Origin of the sequence: Rhizobium sp. Leaf262 (genome assembly GCF_001422245.1) — a bacterium.
In the GTDB taxonomy this organism is placed as follows: Bacteria; Pseudomonadota; Alphaproteobacteria; order Rhizobiales; family Rhizobiaceae; genus Agrobacterium.
Genome location: NZ_LMMM01000015.1, coordinates 284,967 through 304,234, shown reverse-complemented (window position 1 = coordinate 304,234; position 19,268 = coordinate 284,967). Strand labels below are relative to the sequence as shown.

At 56.3% G+C, this 19,268-nt stretch carries 15 protein-coding genes; 6 read left to right on the top strand and 9 right to left on the bottom strand.

Features of this window, described 5'->3' with window-relative positions; translation table 11 throughout:
- Nucleotides 1-52: 52 nt before the first annotated feature.
- The gene (gene tssA, locus ASF29_RS13935; protein WP_156462673.1) at nt 53-1,111 is read right to left on the bottom strand and encodes a type VI secretion system protein TssA; all 1,059 of its coding nucleotides are present in this window, start codon (nt 1,109-1,111) and stop codon (nt 53-55) included.
- A 218-nt stretch (nt 1,112-1,329) separates the two neighbouring features.
- Between tssA and tssH the strand changes: the two genes are divergently transcribed.
- The 5 genes from tssH to ASF29_RS13910 all read left to right on the top strand — a co-directional run bounded on the left by tssH (nt 1,330) and on the right by ASF29_RS13910 (nt 7,111).
- Entirely contained in the window at nt 1,330-3,984 is a 2,655-nt protein-coding gene (gene tssH, locus ASF29_RS13930) for a type VI secretion system ATPase TssH (RefSeq protein WP_062451256.1), read from the top strand.
- 60 nt (nt 3,985-4,044) lie between these two features.
- Nucleotides 4,045-4,521 carry an Hcp family type VI secretion system effector gene (locus ASF29_RS13925; protein ID WP_062451255.1) on the top strand — a complete coding sequence of 159 codons (477 nt, stop codon included), beginning with the start codon at nt 4,045-4,047 and terminating at the stop codon, nt 4,519-4,521.
- Between the two features lie 138 nt (nt 4,522-4,659).
- On the top strand, nt 4,660-5,730 hold the full coding sequence (locus tag ASF29_RS13920; RefSeq protein ID WP_062451316.1) for a hypothetical protein: 1,071 nt from the start codon (nt 4,660-4,662) through the stop codon (nt 5,728-5,730).
- A gap of 5 nt (nt 5,731-5,735) precedes the next feature.
- A complete protein-coding gene (locus tag ASF29_RS13915; protein ID WP_062451254.1) occupies nt 5,736-6,662 on the top strand; it encodes a hypothetical protein in 927 nt (308 codons plus the stop codon).
- 83 nt (nt 6,663-6,745) lie between these two features.
- The gene (locus ASF29_RS13910) at nt 6,746-7,111 is read left to right on the top strand and encodes a Rap1a/Tai family immunity protein (protein ID WP_062451315.1); all 366 of its coding nucleotides are present in this window, start codon (nt 6,746-6,748) and stop codon (nt 7,109-7,111) included.
- 59 nt (nt 7,112-7,170) lie between these two features.
- Here the strand turns inward: ASF29_RS13910 and ASF29_RS13905 are convergent, their stop codons facing one another.
- The 7 genes from ASF29_RS13905 to ASF29_RS13875 form a co-directional block, all read right to left on the bottom strand.
- Complete coding sequence (locus ASF29_RS13905; protein WP_062451253.1) at nt 7,171-8,118, bottom strand: sugar kinase; 948 nt, start codon at nt 8,116-8,118, stop codon at nt 7,171-7,173.
- Nucleotides 8,119-8,123: 5 nt separating this feature from the next.
- Nucleotides 8,124-9,182, bottom strand: a complete 1,059-nt coding sequence (ugpC, locus tag ASF29_RS13900) for a sn-glycerol-3-phosphate ABC transporter ATP-binding protein UgpC (protein ID WP_062451252.1) — start codon at nt 9,180-9,182, stop codon at nt 8,124-8,126.
- Nucleotides 9,183-9,211: 29 nt separating this feature from the next.
- Nucleotides 9,212-10,033, bottom strand: coding sequence for a carbohydrate ABC transporter permease (locus ASF29_RS13895; protein ID WP_062451251.1), 822 nt, complete (start codon nt 10,031-10,033; stop codon nt 9,212-9,214).
- Nucleotides 10,033-10,956 (bottom strand): sugar ABC transporter permease, encoded by a 924-nt coding sequence (locus ASF29_RS13890; protein ID WP_244473560.1) that lies wholly within the window; start codon nt 10,954-10,956, stop codon nt 10,033-10,035. Before ASF29_RS13890 ends, ASF29_RS13895 begins: the two co-directional genes overlap by 1 nt.
- A gap of 14 nt (nt 10,957-10,970) precedes the next feature.
- Entirely contained in the window at nt 10,971-12,299 is a 1,329-nt protein-coding gene (locus ASF29_RS13885; protein ID WP_062451249.1) for a sugar ABC transporter substrate-binding protein, read from the bottom strand.
- 65 nt (nt 12,300-12,364) lie between these two features.
- Nucleotides 12,365-13,024 (bottom strand): GntR family transcriptional regulator, encoded by a 660-nt coding sequence (locus ASF29_RS13880; RefSeq protein WP_062451248.1) that lies wholly within the window; start codon nt 13,022-13,024, stop codon nt 12,365-12,367.
- Nucleotides 13,025-13,036: 12 nt separating this feature from the next.
- A complete protein-coding gene (locus tag ASF29_RS13875) occupies nt 13,037-13,921 on the bottom strand; it encodes a dihydrodipicolinate synthase family protein (RefSeq protein ID WP_062451247.1) in 885 nt (294 codons plus the stop codon).
- Nucleotides 13,922-14,235: 314 nt separating this feature from the next.
- Between ASF29_RS13875 and ASF29_RS13870 the strand changes: the two genes are divergently transcribed.
- Nucleotides 14,236-16,929 carry a DNA translocase FtsK gene (locus tag ASF29_RS13870; RefSeq protein ID WP_062451246.1) on the top strand — a complete coding sequence of 898 codons (2,694 nt, stop codon included), beginning with the start codon at nt 14,236-14,238 and terminating at the stop codon, nt 16,927-16,929.
- 57 nt (nt 16,930-16,986) lie between these two features.
- Here ASF29_RS13870 and ASF29_RS13865 read toward each other — a convergent pair whose 3' ends face one another.
- The gene (locus ASF29_RS13865; RefSeq protein ID WP_062451245.1) at nt 16,987-18,984 is read right to left on the bottom strand and encodes a GGDEF and EAL domain-containing protein; all 1,998 of its coding nucleotides are present in this window, start codon (nt 18,982-18,984) and stop codon (nt 16,987-16,989) included.
- Between the last annotated feature and the right edge of the window lie 284 nt (nt 18,985-19,268).

Sequence of the window (19,268 nt, the reverse complement as noted above, 5' to 3'; positions counted from 1 at the left end):
ATGCCTTCCGGCCATTGCTGACGATAGGGAGCCTCGATCTCCCTTGGTTTCACTATTTTCCTTTTGTCTCGCCGTCGGGCTTTATGCCGGCTGCAGTGAGAACGGCGTGTCTCGCCTGTGCTTCCGGCAAGAGCTCTGCGAGCAGTTCTGAAAAATCCATGCGCCCCCTGCGAACCAATGTTTCAATTGCCAGCGATATCGGAGAATGTGGCTCCGTCCGGCGGAAATAACGCGCAACTGTAAGAAGAGTTTCAAAGGCTTCGTCACGCGAAGCGATTTCTTCTGGGTTCTGCGATGATTTTTTTTGAACCTCGGGCTGTTTATCGTGATCGGCATTGAACGCTATCCGCGCATTCTCGTCAGTGTCGGGATGCGTTTCGTCTTTCCCACCCAGCGCACGGATAGCGGCGGCGACTTCCATCAATATGTTCTTGATGTTTGAACTGGCAGGCGCATTGTGACCGCAGCGTTCCGTCAAAATCCTGCTGATCGCATCGAACGTTGATAGACAGGCATTCACATCCGCAAGATGCGCTGACATCGCGGCGAGACCGGCTTCGGAGGCGGCGTTGTAGAGTTCTTCCTTGCGCTTGCTTTCACCGGAACGCTGCGCAAGCTGGAAGTCCCAAAGCGTGTGCTCGCCAAATTTTCCGCCGGGAATGAGGGAACTCAAACGAAGCGGCTGTATCAGGGTCCCTTCACTACCAATGCCGTTCAGTCCTGCAAAAGGTGCGAATTTTTCTTCGTCATCATCATCGCTGATCGAGCGTAGCGAATCCCAATGGTTGCAAAATATATCATATGTAACTCGGTAAACTTCTCGCAGGCCGGGAAAGCCCTTCAAACGTAGCTCTGCTTCCGCAAGCCACGTTAATATTTCCACATCACGACTTTCAGAATATATAATATGCAATCCGAGATTGCTGACTTCAATCCAGTTGTTGGAAACTCTTAGAACTTCTTGTGGTGAAACAGTGCGCTCTTCTGCACGTGCTTGGTTTCTTTCATCCTTAATCCTGTAGTATAGTTCGCGAGTTCTTGCGTTGCTTCGAATATTTTCTCCGCAATCGCCTGAATATTCTATATTGTGGGCCGACTCTTGCGCGCTCAATGTCAGTTTATCCCTTATAAAGTATGATAGATATGTGTCAGTTACTTCCGTTACGTAAGGTTATTCACTAAACAGACTTATGGAAAATAGGGCAAAATTGTGACGACTTGTTTTTAAACTCGTCAAATAAAAAAGCAACTTTTGCTGGACAAGCGAGTTTCATCGACCTAACTATGCCACGTCACGTTGTGGAATGATCCGAACCGGAGGCTCGCTGCATGTCGCATATTGATCTCAATCGCCTTGTTGAAGCGCTTGAGCCAAACCTGCGTGTATCGCTCGAGGCCGCCGCATCGGTCGCAGCAAGACGTGGTCATCAGTATGTTGATATTGCTCACTGGTTGAGTGCAGTTGTAGAGGCTGAGGTTTTTGCTGGTGTATTCGACCGGTTGAAAATCTCTCGGGATGATCTACGCGGTCAGATAGAGCGTTCGTTGAATGACGCTGCCATCGGCGATGGCGAAGCATTATCTCTCTCCCAGAATGTTTTAACGGCGGGACGTGAAGCGTGGCTTCTGGCTTCGCTTCAGGATGGGCGGTCGCACATTGCGCTGCTTCACTTGTTGTTGGCCTTGGAAGAGGAATCCTCGCTTCGCAGCTTGGTACGCGCGGCGTTTCCAGCTCTGAAGCTGATGGATCGATCGGCGCTTGAGCAGTTGCGTGAGGAGGGTAAGACCTCCACTCCTGCGCATGACGAGCCTCTCGCAGGCTCCGCGCAGGCAAAGGATCAGAACGAATTCCTGAGGCTGTACACGCAGGACATGACGGAAGACGCCCGCCAATCGAAAATTGATCCCGTCATCGGTCGTGACGACGAGCTTCGGCAGATGGTCGACATTCTGACGCGGCGTCGGCAGAACAACCCAATTCTGGTGGGTGAAGCAGGTGTCGGAAAGACTGCGGTGGCAGAAGCGCTGGCACTTGAGATCGTGTCTGGAAACGTCCCCGAAAAGCTGCGAAATGTTCGGCTGCTGACACTGGATTTGTCTCTTTTGCAGGCTGGTGCCGGGGTAAAGGGGGAGTTCGAGCGCCGCTTACATGGCGTAATCGACGCAGTAAAGCGATCACCAGAACCCATTATTTTGTTCATAGATGAAGCGCATGGGCTGGTTGGCGCAGGTGGTGCGGCAGGCCAGGGCGATGCAGCGAATATTCTCAAACCTGCGCTTGCCCGAGGCGAAGTACGCACCGTGGCTGCGACCACGTGGAGCGAGTATAAAAAATATTTCGAGAAAGACGCGGCACTGACCCGGCGGTTCCAGCCTGTCCATGTGCGCGAACCGGACGAGGCAACCGCGATCCGTATGTTGCGCGGTGTTGCGGATACTTTCGTCAAGCATCATGGCGTGATCATTCGCGACGAGGCCATCGTCGCTGCCGTTCAGCTCTCGGCTCGCTATATGCCATCGCGCCAGCTACCGGATAAGGCTGTTAGCCTGTTGGACACGGCATCTGCCGCCGTGTCTCTGGCTCGGCAGACCATGCCGGAAAAGCTGCGCACGATGGAGAGTGAGCGCCGATTGTTGTACACCGAGCATGAGTGGCTACTGCGCGAGCCGTCTGACGAAGAGACGGCATCCCGGATCAGCGCCATAGCGAACGAAATCGCTGGGCTCGACACGGCAATCGAAGATATTCGCGCACGCTTCGATTCCGAAATTGCCGAGATCGCTGCTGCAAACGGAGATGGCGTAAGCGAGCCCTCGAATATCGCGCCTTTGAGACCGGTTGCTGCGCTCAGGGACGGTCTTGATGAAAAACTGGTTCCTACGGTCGTGGATCGCGAGATGATCGCAGCCGTGGTGTCTCGCTGGACTGGTATCCCCCTTGGCAAATTGCTGGCAGACCAGATCGAAAGCGCGAAGTCCCTCGACGAGCGTATGAAACAGCGTGTGATCGGTCAGGATTTGGCCATTGGGCGGATCGCAGACGCGATGCGCGCAGCCCGAGCGGGTTTGTCGGATCCGCGACGACCGCCTGCCGTTTTTCTTCTGGTTGGCATGTCGGGAACGGGAAAGACGGAGACCGCCCTTTCGCTTGCAGATATGCTTTACGGTGGAAACAGCCACCTGACCACCATCAACATGTCGGAGTTCAAGGAGGAGCACAAGGTGTCGCTCCTTTTGGGTTCACCCCCAGGCTATGTCGGTTTCGGGGAGGGTGGAGTGTTGACGGAGGCGGTCCGCCGTCGTCCGTTTGGCGTGCTGCTGCTCGATGAAATCGACAAGGCCCATCCGGGCGTTCAGGATATATTCTATCAGGTCTTCGACAAGGGCATGTTGAAGGATGGCGAAGGTCGGGACATCGACTTCAAGAATACAACGATTTTCATGACTGCCAATACGGGTTCCGAACTCTTGATGGCATTGGCCGCTGACCCGGAAACGATGCCTGAAGGCGAGGCGCTGGAAGCGCTGTTGATGCCCGAGCTCACCAAGCACTTCAAACCGGCCTTTCTGGGACGGACCGTGATCCTGCCCTTCATGCCGCTTGGGCCTGAGCAGTTATCGCGCATCGTGGATATACAGATCGGAAAAATCGCAGAGCGCGTACGTGCTGCCTACGGCACGGAGCTGACGCTTTCCCCTGCGGCGCGGGAAGCGCTTGTGGGACGTGCAGGCTCCAGTGAAATCGGCGCGCGCGCCATTGAAATCATGATCGGCAGAGATTTGCTGCCACCATTGTCCACCTACTTTCTCGAGAAAGTCATTACAGGTGACAAGGTAAAGCGGATCACAGTTGATTTTGATGAAATCGGGTTCGGCATTCGTGCCGAAGTGGATGGGGAAACTGGTGAATTCGCTGTGGCTGACCCGGTCGTGGTGGATAAAGTTGCCGTGTCGGATGGGAAGTCCCGACGCATGCGGCAGTAGTGGAAAGGCAAACGCGGCCTCGAAGCAAGAGGTCTTTCATTAATTACAGGAGCTTACAGTATGCCGATTTATTTGCAGATCGACGATATCCAGGGTGATGCAACCCACGAGGAACACCGCAAGTGGATGGACATCGAAGCCATTCACTGGAACGTAACACGTAACATGAACACATCTGCTGGTTCTGCTGCGAACCGTGAAGCCTCCGAGCCGACCATTTCGGAAGTCATCCTGACAAAGGTCAGCGACTCGTCTTCTGTAAAGCTTTTTCAGGAGGCGTGCTCTGGCCGCCAGGGCAAGCTCGCGACGATTCACCTCGTCACGACCGGTGACCCAGGCAACACCTACATCCAGTACCTGCTGACCAACACGCTGATTGCCAGCTATTCGGTCGATTCCAGTGGTGATCGCCCTGTTGAGACGATCAAGCTCAACTTCACCAAGATGGAAGTCAAGTACACACCTGCTGATGAAAACAACACCCAGCAGGCGCCAATGATCGCTTCTTACGATCTGGCAACGACAAAGGCTGGCTAACATCCTTTGAAACGGCAGGTGTCGGCATGATGCCGACACCTGTTTTTTCGCATGTGTACTTCCATGTCCTGCACGAAGCCGCCAATGGGCTTTGCAGGTGAGGGTGAATCTTATCCAGTTTTAACAATGGAGATGGTCGTGTCGCTGGCAAAAGAACGCTTGAACAATATCCTCCTCGAACTGCCGAAATATGAATCGCAGTGGGAATCCAACATCGTGCTTCCCTATTCTCGCGCCTACGATCTTGCCATCTACAATCTTAATAAGGTGACCAAGGAGCAGGAAGCCCGCGACAAGCTGAAGGCAGAATTGTTTGTGATGTCTGCGTCGATCCTAACAGGCAGCGTGATGATGGCGGCGTTCGCGACGACTTCGCTCCGCGTGCTGGCAGGCCGTGCTGCCCTGCACGTCATCTGCAACAACAATCTGAACAGAACCTTCGAGGCGATGCGCGCGGCGAGCGCCAACAAGGCTCTGATGTTTGCTTTCGGTAGTGTACTGGATGAGGCCAAGAAGCTTGCCGGAAAGCAGGTCACCAGTGCCGTAGAGGGTCTGGTCAGCAGCGCATCTATAGCATCGGCCCCGACGGGATTGAATTTCGAGTCGCGAATGAAGACCTTCGTCAACGACAACCATATCTGTGTACACAGTTTCGTACAGGGTGTGCGTGATGATGGCAGCCTCAAAGATGACGATAAAATGCACATTGCAGAGCTGGCTACCAAAATGCCATTTTGCAATCCGCCGCAGAGCCGTCGCATAGACGAGAACCGTCTGTCGCAGAAGATGGAACTTCTGTTCTACATGGACGCCGTTCTGGAATCCGATAAGCTCGTGACCTATGCCCCCGCCAGTGGCGAAAGGGCGATGGGCCGTGATGTGGAATATGGCAGCAAGCCGATTTCACAAATGCCCTCAGCGGCAAACTACCCCAAGGCAATTGCACCCAAGTTTACGGGCAGACCTTTCTCGCCCTATGATCCCGGCCAGCGCGTTGAATATAACAACATTGGCTCAGCCGTCAGAGAACGCATCGACATGTTGAGCCGGATGACTGGTAATTCATCCTTTTATCCGGAGCAGAACTTTGCAGAGAGGTTGCTGATTGACCCGACAGGCAACGCGCAAATGGTCAAGGCAGAGCAGATCATCAACCGCCTATCCGCATCTGCACGACCAAAAGATATCACTGACGTCAGAATGATGTAGGGCTTATGATGTTGTTGGTTGATACCGTGGCGGTCTTGAACAGGGTGCGCAAGGTTACATTTCTCATCGCTGCGCCAGTTCTGGCGATCATGCTTACAGGCTGCGACGCGGGTGCTGAGAGCTCGAAGAGTTCCGTCGACGCCTCCCTGTTGCGGGCCGAAAGGGTGGACGAGCGTCTGGCTCTTCCCCAAGCACTCATCAGAAACGCTGCCTCCGCAAGGCGGGACGACAAAAACGCCGATATCGCTAAAACGGAACCCCTGCTCATCAGTTCGTCCGAAAAGGCGTTCGATGCGGGAGAGATGCGGAAGAAAATCCTCGTCTCGATTGAAGCGACACCCGGCCAATACGCTGATGTGGCAGCTTTCGACACGGCGACCGCTGCCTTGGCTGACGGATACCGCGCTGTCGATAAGATGTATGCGGATAAGGATGAGGATTTCGGCAAAAAAATTGAGACGCGCCTGGCCTCCCCTGAAGCGAAATCGACAATTGAGGAGGTAGCAAGCCTTATGGCATCGCCTGATCTCGCTGCCGAGACGGCCGTTACGCAGCAAGCGATCAGTGCGGTGTTGACGATGGAGACAGGCAGTCCCGCGCTTGATCCCTCGTCGGAAGAGCATAAGCAGCTGAAGGCAACGCTTCCAAGTCTTCTTCCGGAATTTCGAAACAGGCCCGATCAGGGCGGCGCTTATTCCAAGGAATCGGCGAAAGCTTTCGAAACCGCCGGCCTGACATTCGCCCTTGCGACATTGACGGACAAGGATTTGAGTGCGCTCAAGTCATTTTACGCCGGTTCGTATGGCAAGTCGAAAAGACAGGAGCTTCTCGGTGCTTACCAGCAGGTCTGGGATGCTGCGGCCACAACGATGTTGACGACTTACATCGAAGAACTGGCTAAGCAGCATCCCGCAGCCGTGAAGGCGCAATGATAGACGGATGCTTTTGTGTCGGCCGCTGTTTAGGACACAGCCAAAAGACGACTGAAGCCACTCGCGCGAGACAACGAAACTCTTTGTCGATCGGTTTGCTCGCTCTCGTCGTTATACCTGTGACAAGCGGTCTCGCGGCAGCATCGGAAAGAAGCTGGATTGTATCCGGGCTGGAACTGAAACAGGCTATTGAGGGAAACTACGCGCCCGAGATAGCGCAAGTCGAAACACGTCGTCTGGTGTCAGCGGCCAAAGGGCGCGCTTATATTTATGGTGTTGCCGACGCGACAGGTAGGGATAGATGGTGTGACGGGGATGAGGTTGCGCCGCACGAGCTTGTAGACCGTGTTTACACCCATCTCAGTGATATCCCTGGCAGCCGGTTGAGTGAAAACGCCTCCAGCCTTGTGCGCGAATCCCTCACGACATTTTTTCCCTGCAAAAATTGAAGCGTTCAACGAAAGTCCAGAGAGCCCCACAGGCTAACCGCCGCGGGTAACGTCAATTGTCAATCCGCGCACGATTGAGAAAGCCAAACCGCAAGACGTGCCTCAGCCTCCGCTCTTGTCGGCGTGCCCGCGCGCCCACCGAACACGGTGCATTTCATGGCGGCGGCGACGGATGAGAGCTGGAGTGCGTCCCGGCTTTTCAGACCTTCCGCAACGGCAAGAGCGAATGTACCGTGGAAAACGTCCCCGGCCGCCAGTGTATCGACTGCGGTTATGGCCAATGTGGATTGGAAATGGACGGTCCCGTTACCCGGTTCCATCCAGTAACAACCAGCCGGTCCGGCCGTGACCGCGATAAAGGTTTGTGGATAGCGCGCATGAAGCAGCGGTAACATCTCGGGCACATCACGTGTGCCGGTTATTCGCTCTGCCGCGGGCTCTGAGAAAATGATGTGCGTCGCTGCAGGTGCGAGCTTTTCCAGGGTTTCGACAGGCGCGACGTCACCGTCCAGGATGGCAGCAATACCGATGGAACGGGCAACGGTCAGAACCTCGAACGCCAGCTCCGGCCAGCGTACATCAACCAGAACGGCGTCGAAGGGTGCAAGATCATCCGCCGTGCAGGCGCGTTTGGTTTCATGCAGTTTGGCATCGTAGAACGGCACGATCAGCCGCTCGCCATTATCATCGATGATAATCGTGGACAGAGCGGAGCGAGCGCCCTTGGCGATGGTCATGCCCGATGTGTCGATACCGCTTTCGGTGAGGTCGCGAAGAATGCGGCCTCCCGTCTCATCGTCACCCACGGCACCCCACAGGCTGGCGCGGCCGCCCATGCGGTGAACCGTATAGGCAGCGCTGGATGCCATGCCTTCGGCAATCTGCAGCATGTCGTAGGGCAGCACCTTGCCTTGGCCGGTGGGCATGTCATGCACGCGGAACAACGTGTCCAGTACGGCAGCACCCACGCACAGCACATGCTTGCCATGTTTTTGGTTTTCACCCATGACGTTCAGATTCGCTTGCCAGTTTCCCGGTCGAAGAGATGCACAGAGGCGGGATCGATGGCAATGCTGACGGTATCGCCAAAGCGGATATCCAGCCGCTCGCGGAAAAGGCAGGCGATGTCTTCGCCCAAGCAATCCAGCTTGGCATAGATTTCCGAGCCCGTGCCTTCCACCAGTTCGACACGCCCGGAAATGCCGTTTTCGGCAACGCGGATGTGTTCCGGGCGAATGCCGTAGACCAGATCACGTCCGCCGAGTTCTGCCGGATTTGCGGTCTGCGGCAAGGGCAGGGTAAGACCCTTGGTGGTGCGGAACACGCCTTCCTCGACATGGCCACGAATGAAATTCATGGCAGGGGAGCCGATGAAACCAGCGACGAAGAGGTTGGCCGGGCGGTCGTAAAGCTCCAGCGGCGCGCCGATCTGCTCGATAACGCCATCATGCAGCACGACGATCTTGTCGGCCATGGTCATGGCTTCCACCTGGTCATGCGTGACGTAGATGGTGGTGGTGCCGATGCGTTGATGTAGGGCCTTGATCTCGCCGCGCATCTGCACGCGCAGCTTGGCATCGAGGTTGGACAGAGGTTCATCGAACAGGAAAACCTGCGGGTCGCGCACCAGTGCGCGGCCCATGGCGACGCGCTGACGTTGCCCACCGGAAAGCTGGCGCGGGTAACGGTCCAGCAGCTTGTCGAGACCCAGAATGCCAGCGGCCTTGTTGACCTTGGCGGCGGTTTCATCGGCGCTGACCTTCTTGAGCTTCAGGGCAAAGCCCATATTCTCCTTGACCGTCATGTGCGGATAAAGAGCGTAATTCTGGAACACCATGGCGATATCGCGATCACGGGCGGGCAGGTTGCTGACCTCACGCGCACCGATGTGGATTTCGCCATCGCTGACTTCTTCCAGACCCGCGATCATGCGCAGCAGAGTGGACTTGCCGCAGCCAGAGGGGCCGACGAGCACGACGAATTCGCCATCGCCAATGTCGATATCGATGCCGTGGATGACGTTGACTGCGCCGAAGCGCTTTTGAACATTCTGAATATTGACCGGTGCCATGGTTTTGATCCCGTAATGAATTTGATGAGTTAGCCGCCCTTGACGGCGCCAGCGGTTAGACCGGCTACGATCTGTTTCTGTGCGAACATGGTGAGCAACAGCACCGGCAGCGTGACGATCAGCGCTGCTGCAGCCAGCGGACCCCAGCTGACCTGCTCGAAGGACAGCATGTTGTAGACCGCGACCGGCAGGGTGCGCGTTTCACGACTGGCCAGCACGATGCCGAAGACGAAGTTGTTCCACGAGAAGATGACGGCGAGAATGAAGGACACGACGATGCCGGGCTTGGCGATGGGCAGAGCCACGAGCCGGAAGACCTGCCACGAGGATGCACCGTCGATGCTGGCTGCTTCTTCGAGTTCCTTCGGTGTCGTCTCGAAATAGCCGATCATGATCCAGACCACGATGGGCACGGTAACGACCAGATGGATGATGATCTGCGGCCACAGCGTGCCGAGCAGGTTCAGCCATTGGAACAGGAGAAACAGCGGGATAAGGAAGGACAGGCCGGGCGTCATGCGGGCAATCATTATGACGATGGCTGCCTTTTCCGCCTTTAGCCGCGCGATGCCATAGCCGGCGGGAACGCCGATAACGAGGGCAAGGAAGGTCGCCGCACCGGTGACGAGAACGGAATTCCAGAAATAAAGGAAGAAATTGTTCTCCTCGAACACCTTCACATAGTTCGACCAAGCGAAACGTTCGGGAATGAGGATGGGCGGATAGGCACCGTTGTCGATCTCATATTTCAGCGACAGCGAGATCATCCAGAGGAAGAAAAGGATGACCGGCGAAATCATCACCAATGCGACGAAGAACAGGCCGATCTTGTCGAGTGTCTTGCGTTTCATCAGCGCTCCTCCATCTCGTTCCATTGTGTACGGGCGCGCACCATCAAAAGCACGAAGGACAGCGCGATGATGACGATGAAGAACATGACGGCCATGGCCGAGCCGTAACCAATGTCGTAATAGGCAAAGGCTGTGTTGTAGAGGTAGATGTTGATCGTCTCAGATGCCGTGCCGGGTCCGCCCTGCGTCATCGCGTAGATGATGTCGAAGCTTTTGACGGCATCGATGGAACGGATGATGACGGCAATCATCAGGAAGGGCGCAATCATCGGCATGGTCAGATAGCGGAACTTCTGCCAGGCGTTTGCGCCATCGATTTCGGCGCTTTCGTAAGGCTCACGCGGCACGGCGGCGAGTCCGCCGAGTACGATGAGCATGACCAGCGGTGTCCACTGCCATGTTTCCACCAGCACCAGAGAGGGGATGACGGTGGACTGGTTATAAATCCACTCCAGCGGGCCGATGCCGATGAAGGACAGGAGATAGTTCAAGACGCCAAGTTGCGGGTGGAACATCATGGTCCAGACCAGCGCGATGGCAACCGGGGTTGCCATCATGGGCATGACGAAGACGCCGCGCAGAAAGCCGCGCAGCGGAAATTGCGCATCGAACAGCAAAGCCGCCAGCGTACCAATGAACAAGGGCGCGACAACGGACAGCGTCGTATAAACAAGCGTGTGCCAGAGCGATTCCCAGAACCGCGCATCGCTTGCCAGACGGATGTAGTTGTCGAAACCGATGAAGCTCTGTTCCTGCCCCAGCGTCCAGCGCTGCGCGCTCATCCATAGGGTAAAGACCCATGGAAACACGATCACCGCTGCGATAACGACGAGGGCGGGAATGACGAAAGGCCAGTAGTTGGGAGCAAGCCGCGTGGGCTTGCTCCTTCTGACGAGTTTCGTTGGCCTTGCGGCATTTTCGATGCTGACGGACACCGTTATCCCTCGCTACGTGCCAGAACAGGGGCGAACTGCTCGGTCGCTTTCTTGAGTTCGGCTTCCGGGTCTGCGCCACCAATCATGTTGGTGAGGCCAACGCCGTAGATATCGCGGAACTCGGTGACGGGAATGATGACGGGCAGGGCAAGCTTTGAAACCTTGCCGGAACCGACCACGGCATCCAGCCATTCCGCAGGCATCTTCACGCCTTCGCGAACCTTGGCGTCTTCCAGAATGGACTGGCGGAACGGCACGCCCGCACCGGCCTGCAACAGCCGCGCACCCATTTCATGGGAAATGGCCCACTGGCAGAAGAGGTATGCGGCTTCTTTCTTGGTGCTGGCTTCGACCACGCCTAGGCCGTCACCGAAAGTACCGGCAGCCTGCTGCGCCGGGCCCTTCGGCATCACGCCATAGCCAGCCTTGCCGACGACGCGGGATTTTTCTGGGTTTTCAATCGGCGGTGCAAAGCCGACGCCATCGAACCACATGCCGATCTTGCCCTGAAGGAAGGCAGACTGTGCTTCGGCCCAGTTGAAGCCGGAAACGCCGGGAGGTGCCGATTTGGTCATCAGGCGCTGGTAAAGCTTTGCTGCTTCGACGGCTTCCTTCGTCGTGGTGTCGATCTTGCCATTCACGATTGGAGCTGCGCCGTAACCCAGCATCAGCGAGGTCCAGACCGGCGTATTGGCGTTTTTCAGCCCGCGTGCCACGAAACCATAGGTGTTGGTGGACGGATCGGTCAGCGCTTCTGCGGCGGTGACGAGTTCGTCGAAGGTCTGGGGATATTTCAGGCCCTTGGCATCGAAGAGTTCCTTGTTCCAGTAGAGGATCCAGTAATCCACGGAGAAGGGCAGGGAGCGCAGAACGCCGTCGCTATCCTTGGCAAACTGCATGCCCGCTTCGGCAAAATCGCTTTCGGTAAGCGATGGATCGGTCAGTGACGGGTCTTTCAGGAAGCCGCTGATATCGGCCAGCCATTTGCCCTTTTCGAACTGGCGCTTCTGGACGTGATAGCTCAGGTGAACCACGTCGAAGCTTGGTCTGCCGGAGGACAGTTCGATGACGACCTTCTGGCGCTGCTGCTGTTCCGGCGTCGCCTCGGCATTGACCTTGATGCCGGTCAGGTCTTCGAATTCCTTGATGTATTTCAGAAGCGTTTCGCTGCGCGGGCTCTTGACGAGATTGACTTCCAGCGTCGTGCCAGCGTGCTTCTTCCAGTCAACGGCAGCAGATGCGGGGCGAATGCCGAATGCGGCGGTGCCCGCAATGGCGGCTGTGCCGGCCATGAACCCACGGCGTGTAGGATTGAGCAGTGAATGCGTCATGTTCTTCCTCCTCTTGTGTTGGCCGAAAATCTCCTCACCCCCGGCCGATTGCTTATGCTGTATTCCTAAACCGCCAGAGCCCTGTCCCGCGCGTTGCGAATGTGGGCGACCAGCCTTTCGGCGGCCTCGTCGGGTGCGCGACGCTCGATGGCTTCGAGAATGGTCAGATGCTCCGCCATGACAGATTTGACGTGACCTGCGATGCGGAACCGTTCCTGATTGATCAACCGCATCTTGATCGAATTGACGCGGTAGGCATTCGAGATGATGGAGTTGCCGAGTGAGTCGATAAAGGCGTCGTGCATGCCCCAGTCGACCGCTTGAGCGCGAGCATCCAGTTCCGGCGATGTCTTACCGCTCTGGGCCGCCTCTCCAATATCGCGGTGGTCCTTTATCATCCCGGCGATCGTCTCGTCTGATGCAGTGCGGGTAAAGATCGCGACGGCTTCCTTTTCCAGAAAAATACGAAACTGGAAGGCTTCGCGGATGAGGTTGATGTCGATATGCGCAACCTGCAACCCGCGCTGCGGAACCGTTATGATCAAACCGTCTGCTTCCAGCCGTGGAATGGCTTCGCGGATTGCGCCAAGCGGCAATCCGGTCAATTCCACAAGGCGGCGCTGGGAGATGAACTGGCCGGGGCGAACATCGCGCGCGAGAAGATGGTGCGTAAAACTCTCATACGCCTTCTCCCTCAACGTTGTCTGTTCGCCGGTGTCATCCATGAACCGTCCTTCTCAAGCCGCCTTGCTTCTGAACAGCGACTCGAATGCCGCTTCGATCTTTTTACGGTTTTCAGCGGAAATGGAAACCAGGGGTGCGCGAACGGCGTGCCAGATCGGCTCACCCGTGACATGCGATACCAGAACCTTGACGGCAGGTGTTACCGGATATTTCAGAAGCTCAACGACGAGGTCTTCGATCCGCTTGTCTTCCACACCGTCCACGGCCATGGCGCGGATTTCCGCGGGAAGGAAATTGGCGCAGCCGGAAATCGCGCCCTGACCGCCAAGGCGAACGCCCTGTGCCAGATGTCGCTCGTCACCGATGAGGATGATGAGATCGCGATGTTCGGCCAGCAAGCGCTGCGTATAAGGCCAATCGCCGGAGGAGTCCTTGACGCCAGTTACGACGCCCGGAAAGGCTTGACGTAGCCGACCGATCAACTCCACGGAGAGTGCGACCGTCGTCACCGATGGGATGTTGTAAACCAGAATATCCCGAGCATCAGCGCCAAGCTGCTGGAAAACCGATGAGAACCATTCGCACAGGCCGTCATCGCTGACATTCTTGAAATAGGATGGAGGGGCGAGTAGGATGTTGCGGACACCGGCCTTCAGGGCTTCACCGGCCTGATCGGCAGCGTCCTGCGCCGAATCCACCAGAACGCCAGCGACGAGATTGTTCGCACTTACGCCCGCGTCGAGGAAAGCGGCCAGTACCTGCGTGCGTTCGCGGCTGCCGATGGAGCTGCCTTCACCCGTGGTGCCGAACAGGGTGACGCTGTTGCAACCAGCGGCAAGCGAGCGCTTAGCCTGCGCAATCATGGCCGCGATGTTGATGCTTCCATCCTGCGCGAAGGGTGTCGTAAGTGCTGCCGATAGGCCGAATTTCCCAGTCAATTGCCTGCTCCTCCAAAAACTGACAGCAACTTGATACGCCATTAACATGTTAGTTGTAAAGCCGGCATCTGTCAGTTCACATGAAGTTTTTATTAAAGAGAGCGGCAAGGGGCGCTGTCAGGTCTTGGTGAGGCTTAAAAGCTGTAAAAACGCCTGATATTCAACGATTTTTGGCAGTTTCGCCATCGTCTTCGATGCGTGGCTGCACAGACACAGCGGCCAAGAAGCTTGTGAAAATTCGCTTTTGAGAGCCCGCTGGCAATATGTGATTAACCTTTATTTTCTATCTCATTTGCTGTGCCAAATGTCCGTTTATGATGAGTGTACAGGCTGTGATGCGTTTTCCCCGTTCAAATTTAAATAATTCCGTCAATACGATAGAAGAGAGGGGACAGAACCAGCCCAATGCGGAGCCGAAAGACCCGCAAAGTGCCGCCCGCGGAATGATTCCGTTAACGGCAGACCAGCGTGCGGTTATGGGACACAATGCCGACCAGATCGCTGCCAATGCGATCGAAGGCCGTGATGAGATGCCGCTGTGGCAGAACGCCTTCACGCTTGGCCCCAATGTGCGCTTCACCCGCACCCCGCAAAACATCGTTGCTGGAAAGCAGTCTACCGTCACGCCGTCAGGTAAGGCCGATGAGGAAGCCGTAGCCATCGCTGGGCCCGTCGCGGTTGAAGCCATCTCCGAAAAGCAGCCCGCGTCGAAGCCGACGCCTGTCGAACGCCGCATCGCCAAGCCTGCCGTGTTGCCACAGCCGCCGGGGGCAACGGGTGCGCTTGCTCTCACTTATCGTTTGCGCCGTGAACTCGCGCTGAAGCAGCAGCAGGAAGCATCTGCCCCGGCTGAGCCCGTTGCCGAAAATACGGCGGAAATGCCTTTGGACGCTGGCAATGCAGCGCAGATCGATGTCGCATGCTTTCCTGACGAGCACGGCCAAAAAGGCCCGGCGACGCTTGACGTGCCAGCTTTTGCAGACGCTCTCTCCGACGAAATGTTCTGGGAGGTGATGAGCCTCGACGTCGGTGATGCGATCCTGCCACCGTCACGGCCCATGCGGCTTGCGGAACTTGCGCGGATCAAGGCGCAGCGCGCCGCTGCCGTGACTACCACAATTCCAGTTCCGCCCGTTGCTGCAAAGCCAGCGCCTCGGCCTGTGCAGGTGGTTCGCCAGCCGCTACCGGTCATTGAGAAGCCTGTTTTCACCAAACCCGAGGGATCAGCCGTCTCGCTCTATCGGCAGGTAGAAATTCGCCCTGCTCGCGAGGTTGAGGTTGAGCCGGTTGCTGAGGTGGAGGCGGCAGCCCCAGTTGAAGAACCTATTGCCGTTGCCGCCCCTGTCGAGCAACCCGTCGCTGTTGTCGCGCCCGTTGCCGAGCCGCGTCGGGAAATGCGCACGGTTGCCCGTAACAACAACCAGCCAATGTTCCTCGATGCGCCCGTGTTCAGCGAAGGCGAATATGAATATCCGCCCATCGACCTGTTGCAGCAGCCGCAGGTTCTGCAAACCACGACCATGACGCCGGAAGCGCTGGAACAGAGCGCGGGCCTCTTGGAAAGCGTGCTGGAAGACTTCGGCATCAAGGGTGAAATCATTGATGTACGCCCCGGCCCGGTTGTTACTCTCTATGAGTTCGAGCCTGCACCCGGCGTCAAATCTTCCCGCGTCATCGGCCTGTCAGATGACATCGCCCGCTCGATGTCGGCGCTCTCTGCCCGCGTCGCCGTGGTGCCCGGCCGTAACGTCATCGGCATCGAACTGCCGAACCCGGTTCGCGAGACGGTTTATTTCCGCGAACTGATCGAGTCTCCAGATTATGCCGAAACGCGCATGAAGCTGGCGCTTTGCCTCGGCAAGACAATCGGCGGCGAGCCTGTCGTAGCGGAACTGGCGAAGATGCCGCATCTTCTGGTCGCTGGCACCACGGGTTCCGGCAAGTCGGTGGCGATCAACACGATGATCCTGTCGCTGCTCTACCGCCTGAAGCCGGAAGAGTGCCGCCTGATCATGGTCGACCCCAAGATGCTGGAACTCTCCGTTTATGACGGCATTCCGCACCTGTTGACGCCTGTCGTGACCGACCCGAAGAAAGCCGTCATGGCGCTGAAATGGGCCGTGCGCGAAATGGAAGACCGGTATCGCAAGATGTCGCGTCTGGGTGTGCGTAACATTGATGGTTACAATGCCCGTGCAGCTTCCGCTCGCGCCAAGGGCGAGACGGTGATGTGCAACGTGCAGACCGGGTTCGACCGCGCAACGGGCGAGGCCGTCTACGAGCAGGAGGAAATGGACCTCACGGCCATGCCTTACATCGTCGTCATCGTCGATGAGATGGCCGACCTGATGATGGTTGCTGGCAAGGAAATCGAAGGTGCCATCCAGCGTCTGGCGCAGATGGCGCGTGCCGCCGGTATTCACCTGATCATGGCCACGCAGCGCCCATCGGTCGATGTCATCACCGGCACCATCAAGGCCAACTTCCCGACGCGTATTTCCTTCCAGGTGACCTCGAAGATCGACAGCCGCACCATTCTGGGCGAGCAGGGTGCCGAGCATCTGCTTGGCCAAGGCGACATGCTGCACATGGTTGGCGGAGGACGCATTGCCCGTGTCCATGGTCCATTCGTCTCTGATGAGGAAGTGGAGAAGGTCGTGGCGCATCTGAAGACGCAGGGTCGTCCCGAATATCTGGGCACGGTGACCGAAGACGCTGATGAAGCTGACGACAGCGAGGAAGAAGACAGCGCCGTTTTCGACAAGACGGCTATGGCAGAAGACGACACCGCTGATCTCTACGAGAAGGCCGTGAAGGTGGTTCTGCGCGACAAGAAGTGCTCGACCTCCTATATCCAGCGCCGCCTGTCCATCGGCTATAACCGCGCCGCATCACTGGTGGAGCGCATGGAGCAGGAAGGCATCGTCGGCCCCGCCAACCATGTCGGCAAGCGCTCGATCATCGTGGGTGAACGGGACCTGTCCGAAGTGCCCGGTAGCTTGGACTAACGCTTTTAAGGCCAATTGTCTGAAGAAAGACCCGGCATCGCAATGCCGGGTTTTGCATTAGAGAGGACGCATCAAACCGGTTCTTGGTAAATATGAACCTTTCTCCAGACGGAACTTTTCCACCGGAGCGGGGCGACCCACATAGTAACCCTGGACCTGATCGATATTCAGCTCCCTCAATAATGTCAGTTGTTCGGCGGTTTCGACACCTTCCACCAAAATCCTGTGCCCGCAATTTCGGATAAGTCCTATGATGTCTTTCAGCATGGCTCTGCCACGGGCGGTGTGACCGTCATGAAGGAATGACTTGTCGATCTTGACGGTGTCGAAATCGATGAGACGCAGCCAGGAGAGGCCTGCAAAGCCGGTGCCGAAATCGTCCAGCCATATTCTGATGCCGAGCGTTTTCAGATCGCTGATGCAATGCAGAACATCGGAATTCATATCCATTTCCAGCCCTTCAGTGATCTCGAAGGCCAAACGTCCTCCCGCAACCCCGACGTCGCCCAGAATGGCCGCGACGGATGTAGCAAAGCCGGGGCTTTTCAGCTGGATCGGTGAAACATTCACGCTGACGACGGAAATCGAGTCGCATCGTAAAACCTGCTGGCAAACGGTGCGAATGGCCCACAGACCGAGATCCATGATGACACCCGTCCGTTCAGCAATTGGGATAAAAATGCTGGGGGGCACCAGCGTTCCGTCGAGCAGGCGCAAACGCATCAGTGCCTCGGCCCCATCAATCTGCTCGGAGGAAAGGTTTTTGATGGGCTGGTAGACAAGCGATACGAGGTTCTTTTCGATGGCAATGTTCAGCAGTGCTGCAACATTTTCCGTATCATCACTGTTGAGCGGGTCTTTGGGATCAAACAGCTTGACGGTGTTGCGGCCATTTGCCTTCGCTAGGTAAAGGGCCCGGTCGGCTTCGTTGATAAGACGCTCGAGTTTAGGGTCGGCCTGATGGCGCGTGTAAGATGCGCCGACGCTGACGGTGATGACAGAGGTTCCGTCCCTGCGACGCTCATGAACAAGCGACATGTCTTCTACTGTCTGCCGCAACGTCTCGGCGATGTCTTCGATATCCCTTTCCGTTTGAAAACGGGCTATCGCGATGAATTCCTCTCCGCCATAGCGGCCGATCACTGCATCGAAGCGGCTCATGCTGTCCTGCAGGGTTCGGGCGACCTGAATAAGGCAGCGATCACCTTCCTGATGCCCGTAATAATCATTGTACTTCTTGAAGAAATCCACATCGATCAGGAAGACTGCAAAGTTGCGCTGTTCGTTGATCCAACCGTCCCAGAGTTGGCGCAGGCGACCGTCGATGGCCCTCCGGTTGTCCAGCCCCGTCAGTGGGTCGGTGTTGGAAAGGCGCAACAAATCTTCACCACGCTGTTCGGCCTGTCGCTGCTGAACCTTTGCTTCGACCGCGTTGAGAAACACCTGGTAACGTTCCCGGTTCAGTCGCAGGTTGACGTATGATGTGAAGATGAAGCAGGAGACGTAGAATGTGCCGAACGAGATCTGATAGTAGATGTCTTCGTGGATATAGCTGAGCGCGGCAAAATAGATCACCAGCACAAGGCTCGAAGCGAACAGCGAAAGCTGGAAATTGAAGGTGAAGAACAGGTTGGCGCCCATCATGAAGATCGCGCCGAATACCATATAGTATGACATGTTTAGCGAATAGGTGGTCATCATGGCAGGTATGACCCACCCGATGTATCCGCAGATCAACGCTGTCGCACACACGATATCCATATGGTTGGTCTTCGCATTGGCGCGGATTTGCATTTCCAGCGTCAATAATGCGGCGATTCCAACGACAAAACGCGCAAACATCGTGTGCGCGGCAACATCCGGCACGAGCAGAAGATCCGTGATCGAAAACATCAAATAGATCGGTACGGCCAGCCAAAGGCCCTGGCGGATCGCCTTGCGCCTCTTGGCATCGGCTTCTTCAAGGAAGATCGACCGCAGCGAGTCTTTGGACTGCTTCCGGGTCTCGTCTCCCAGGAGATCAAGTTCAACCACATCCACTAAAGTGTGCGTCATGCACTTTTCCATAGGTTGTAATAAATTTATCGGTTGGATTACTTTCAACAGCGCAAATTTATTACCGAATTCGGTTTCTTTACTCCTTTTCCACCGTCGTCGTGAACGCAGTGGCAGGTTGTAAGCCTGCGAAGAATGGATCGTATCCTTTTAAGTTTCTTTAAGAGGCGCAAAAACTACAATCGAAATGGCGTTTACCTTAATAAAAGGTTTCCCGAAATTGAACTTTTTTTGGGCTTTCGTCTGATTGACTCTGCACTTGATTACGTCTGAATTGTTTTAGC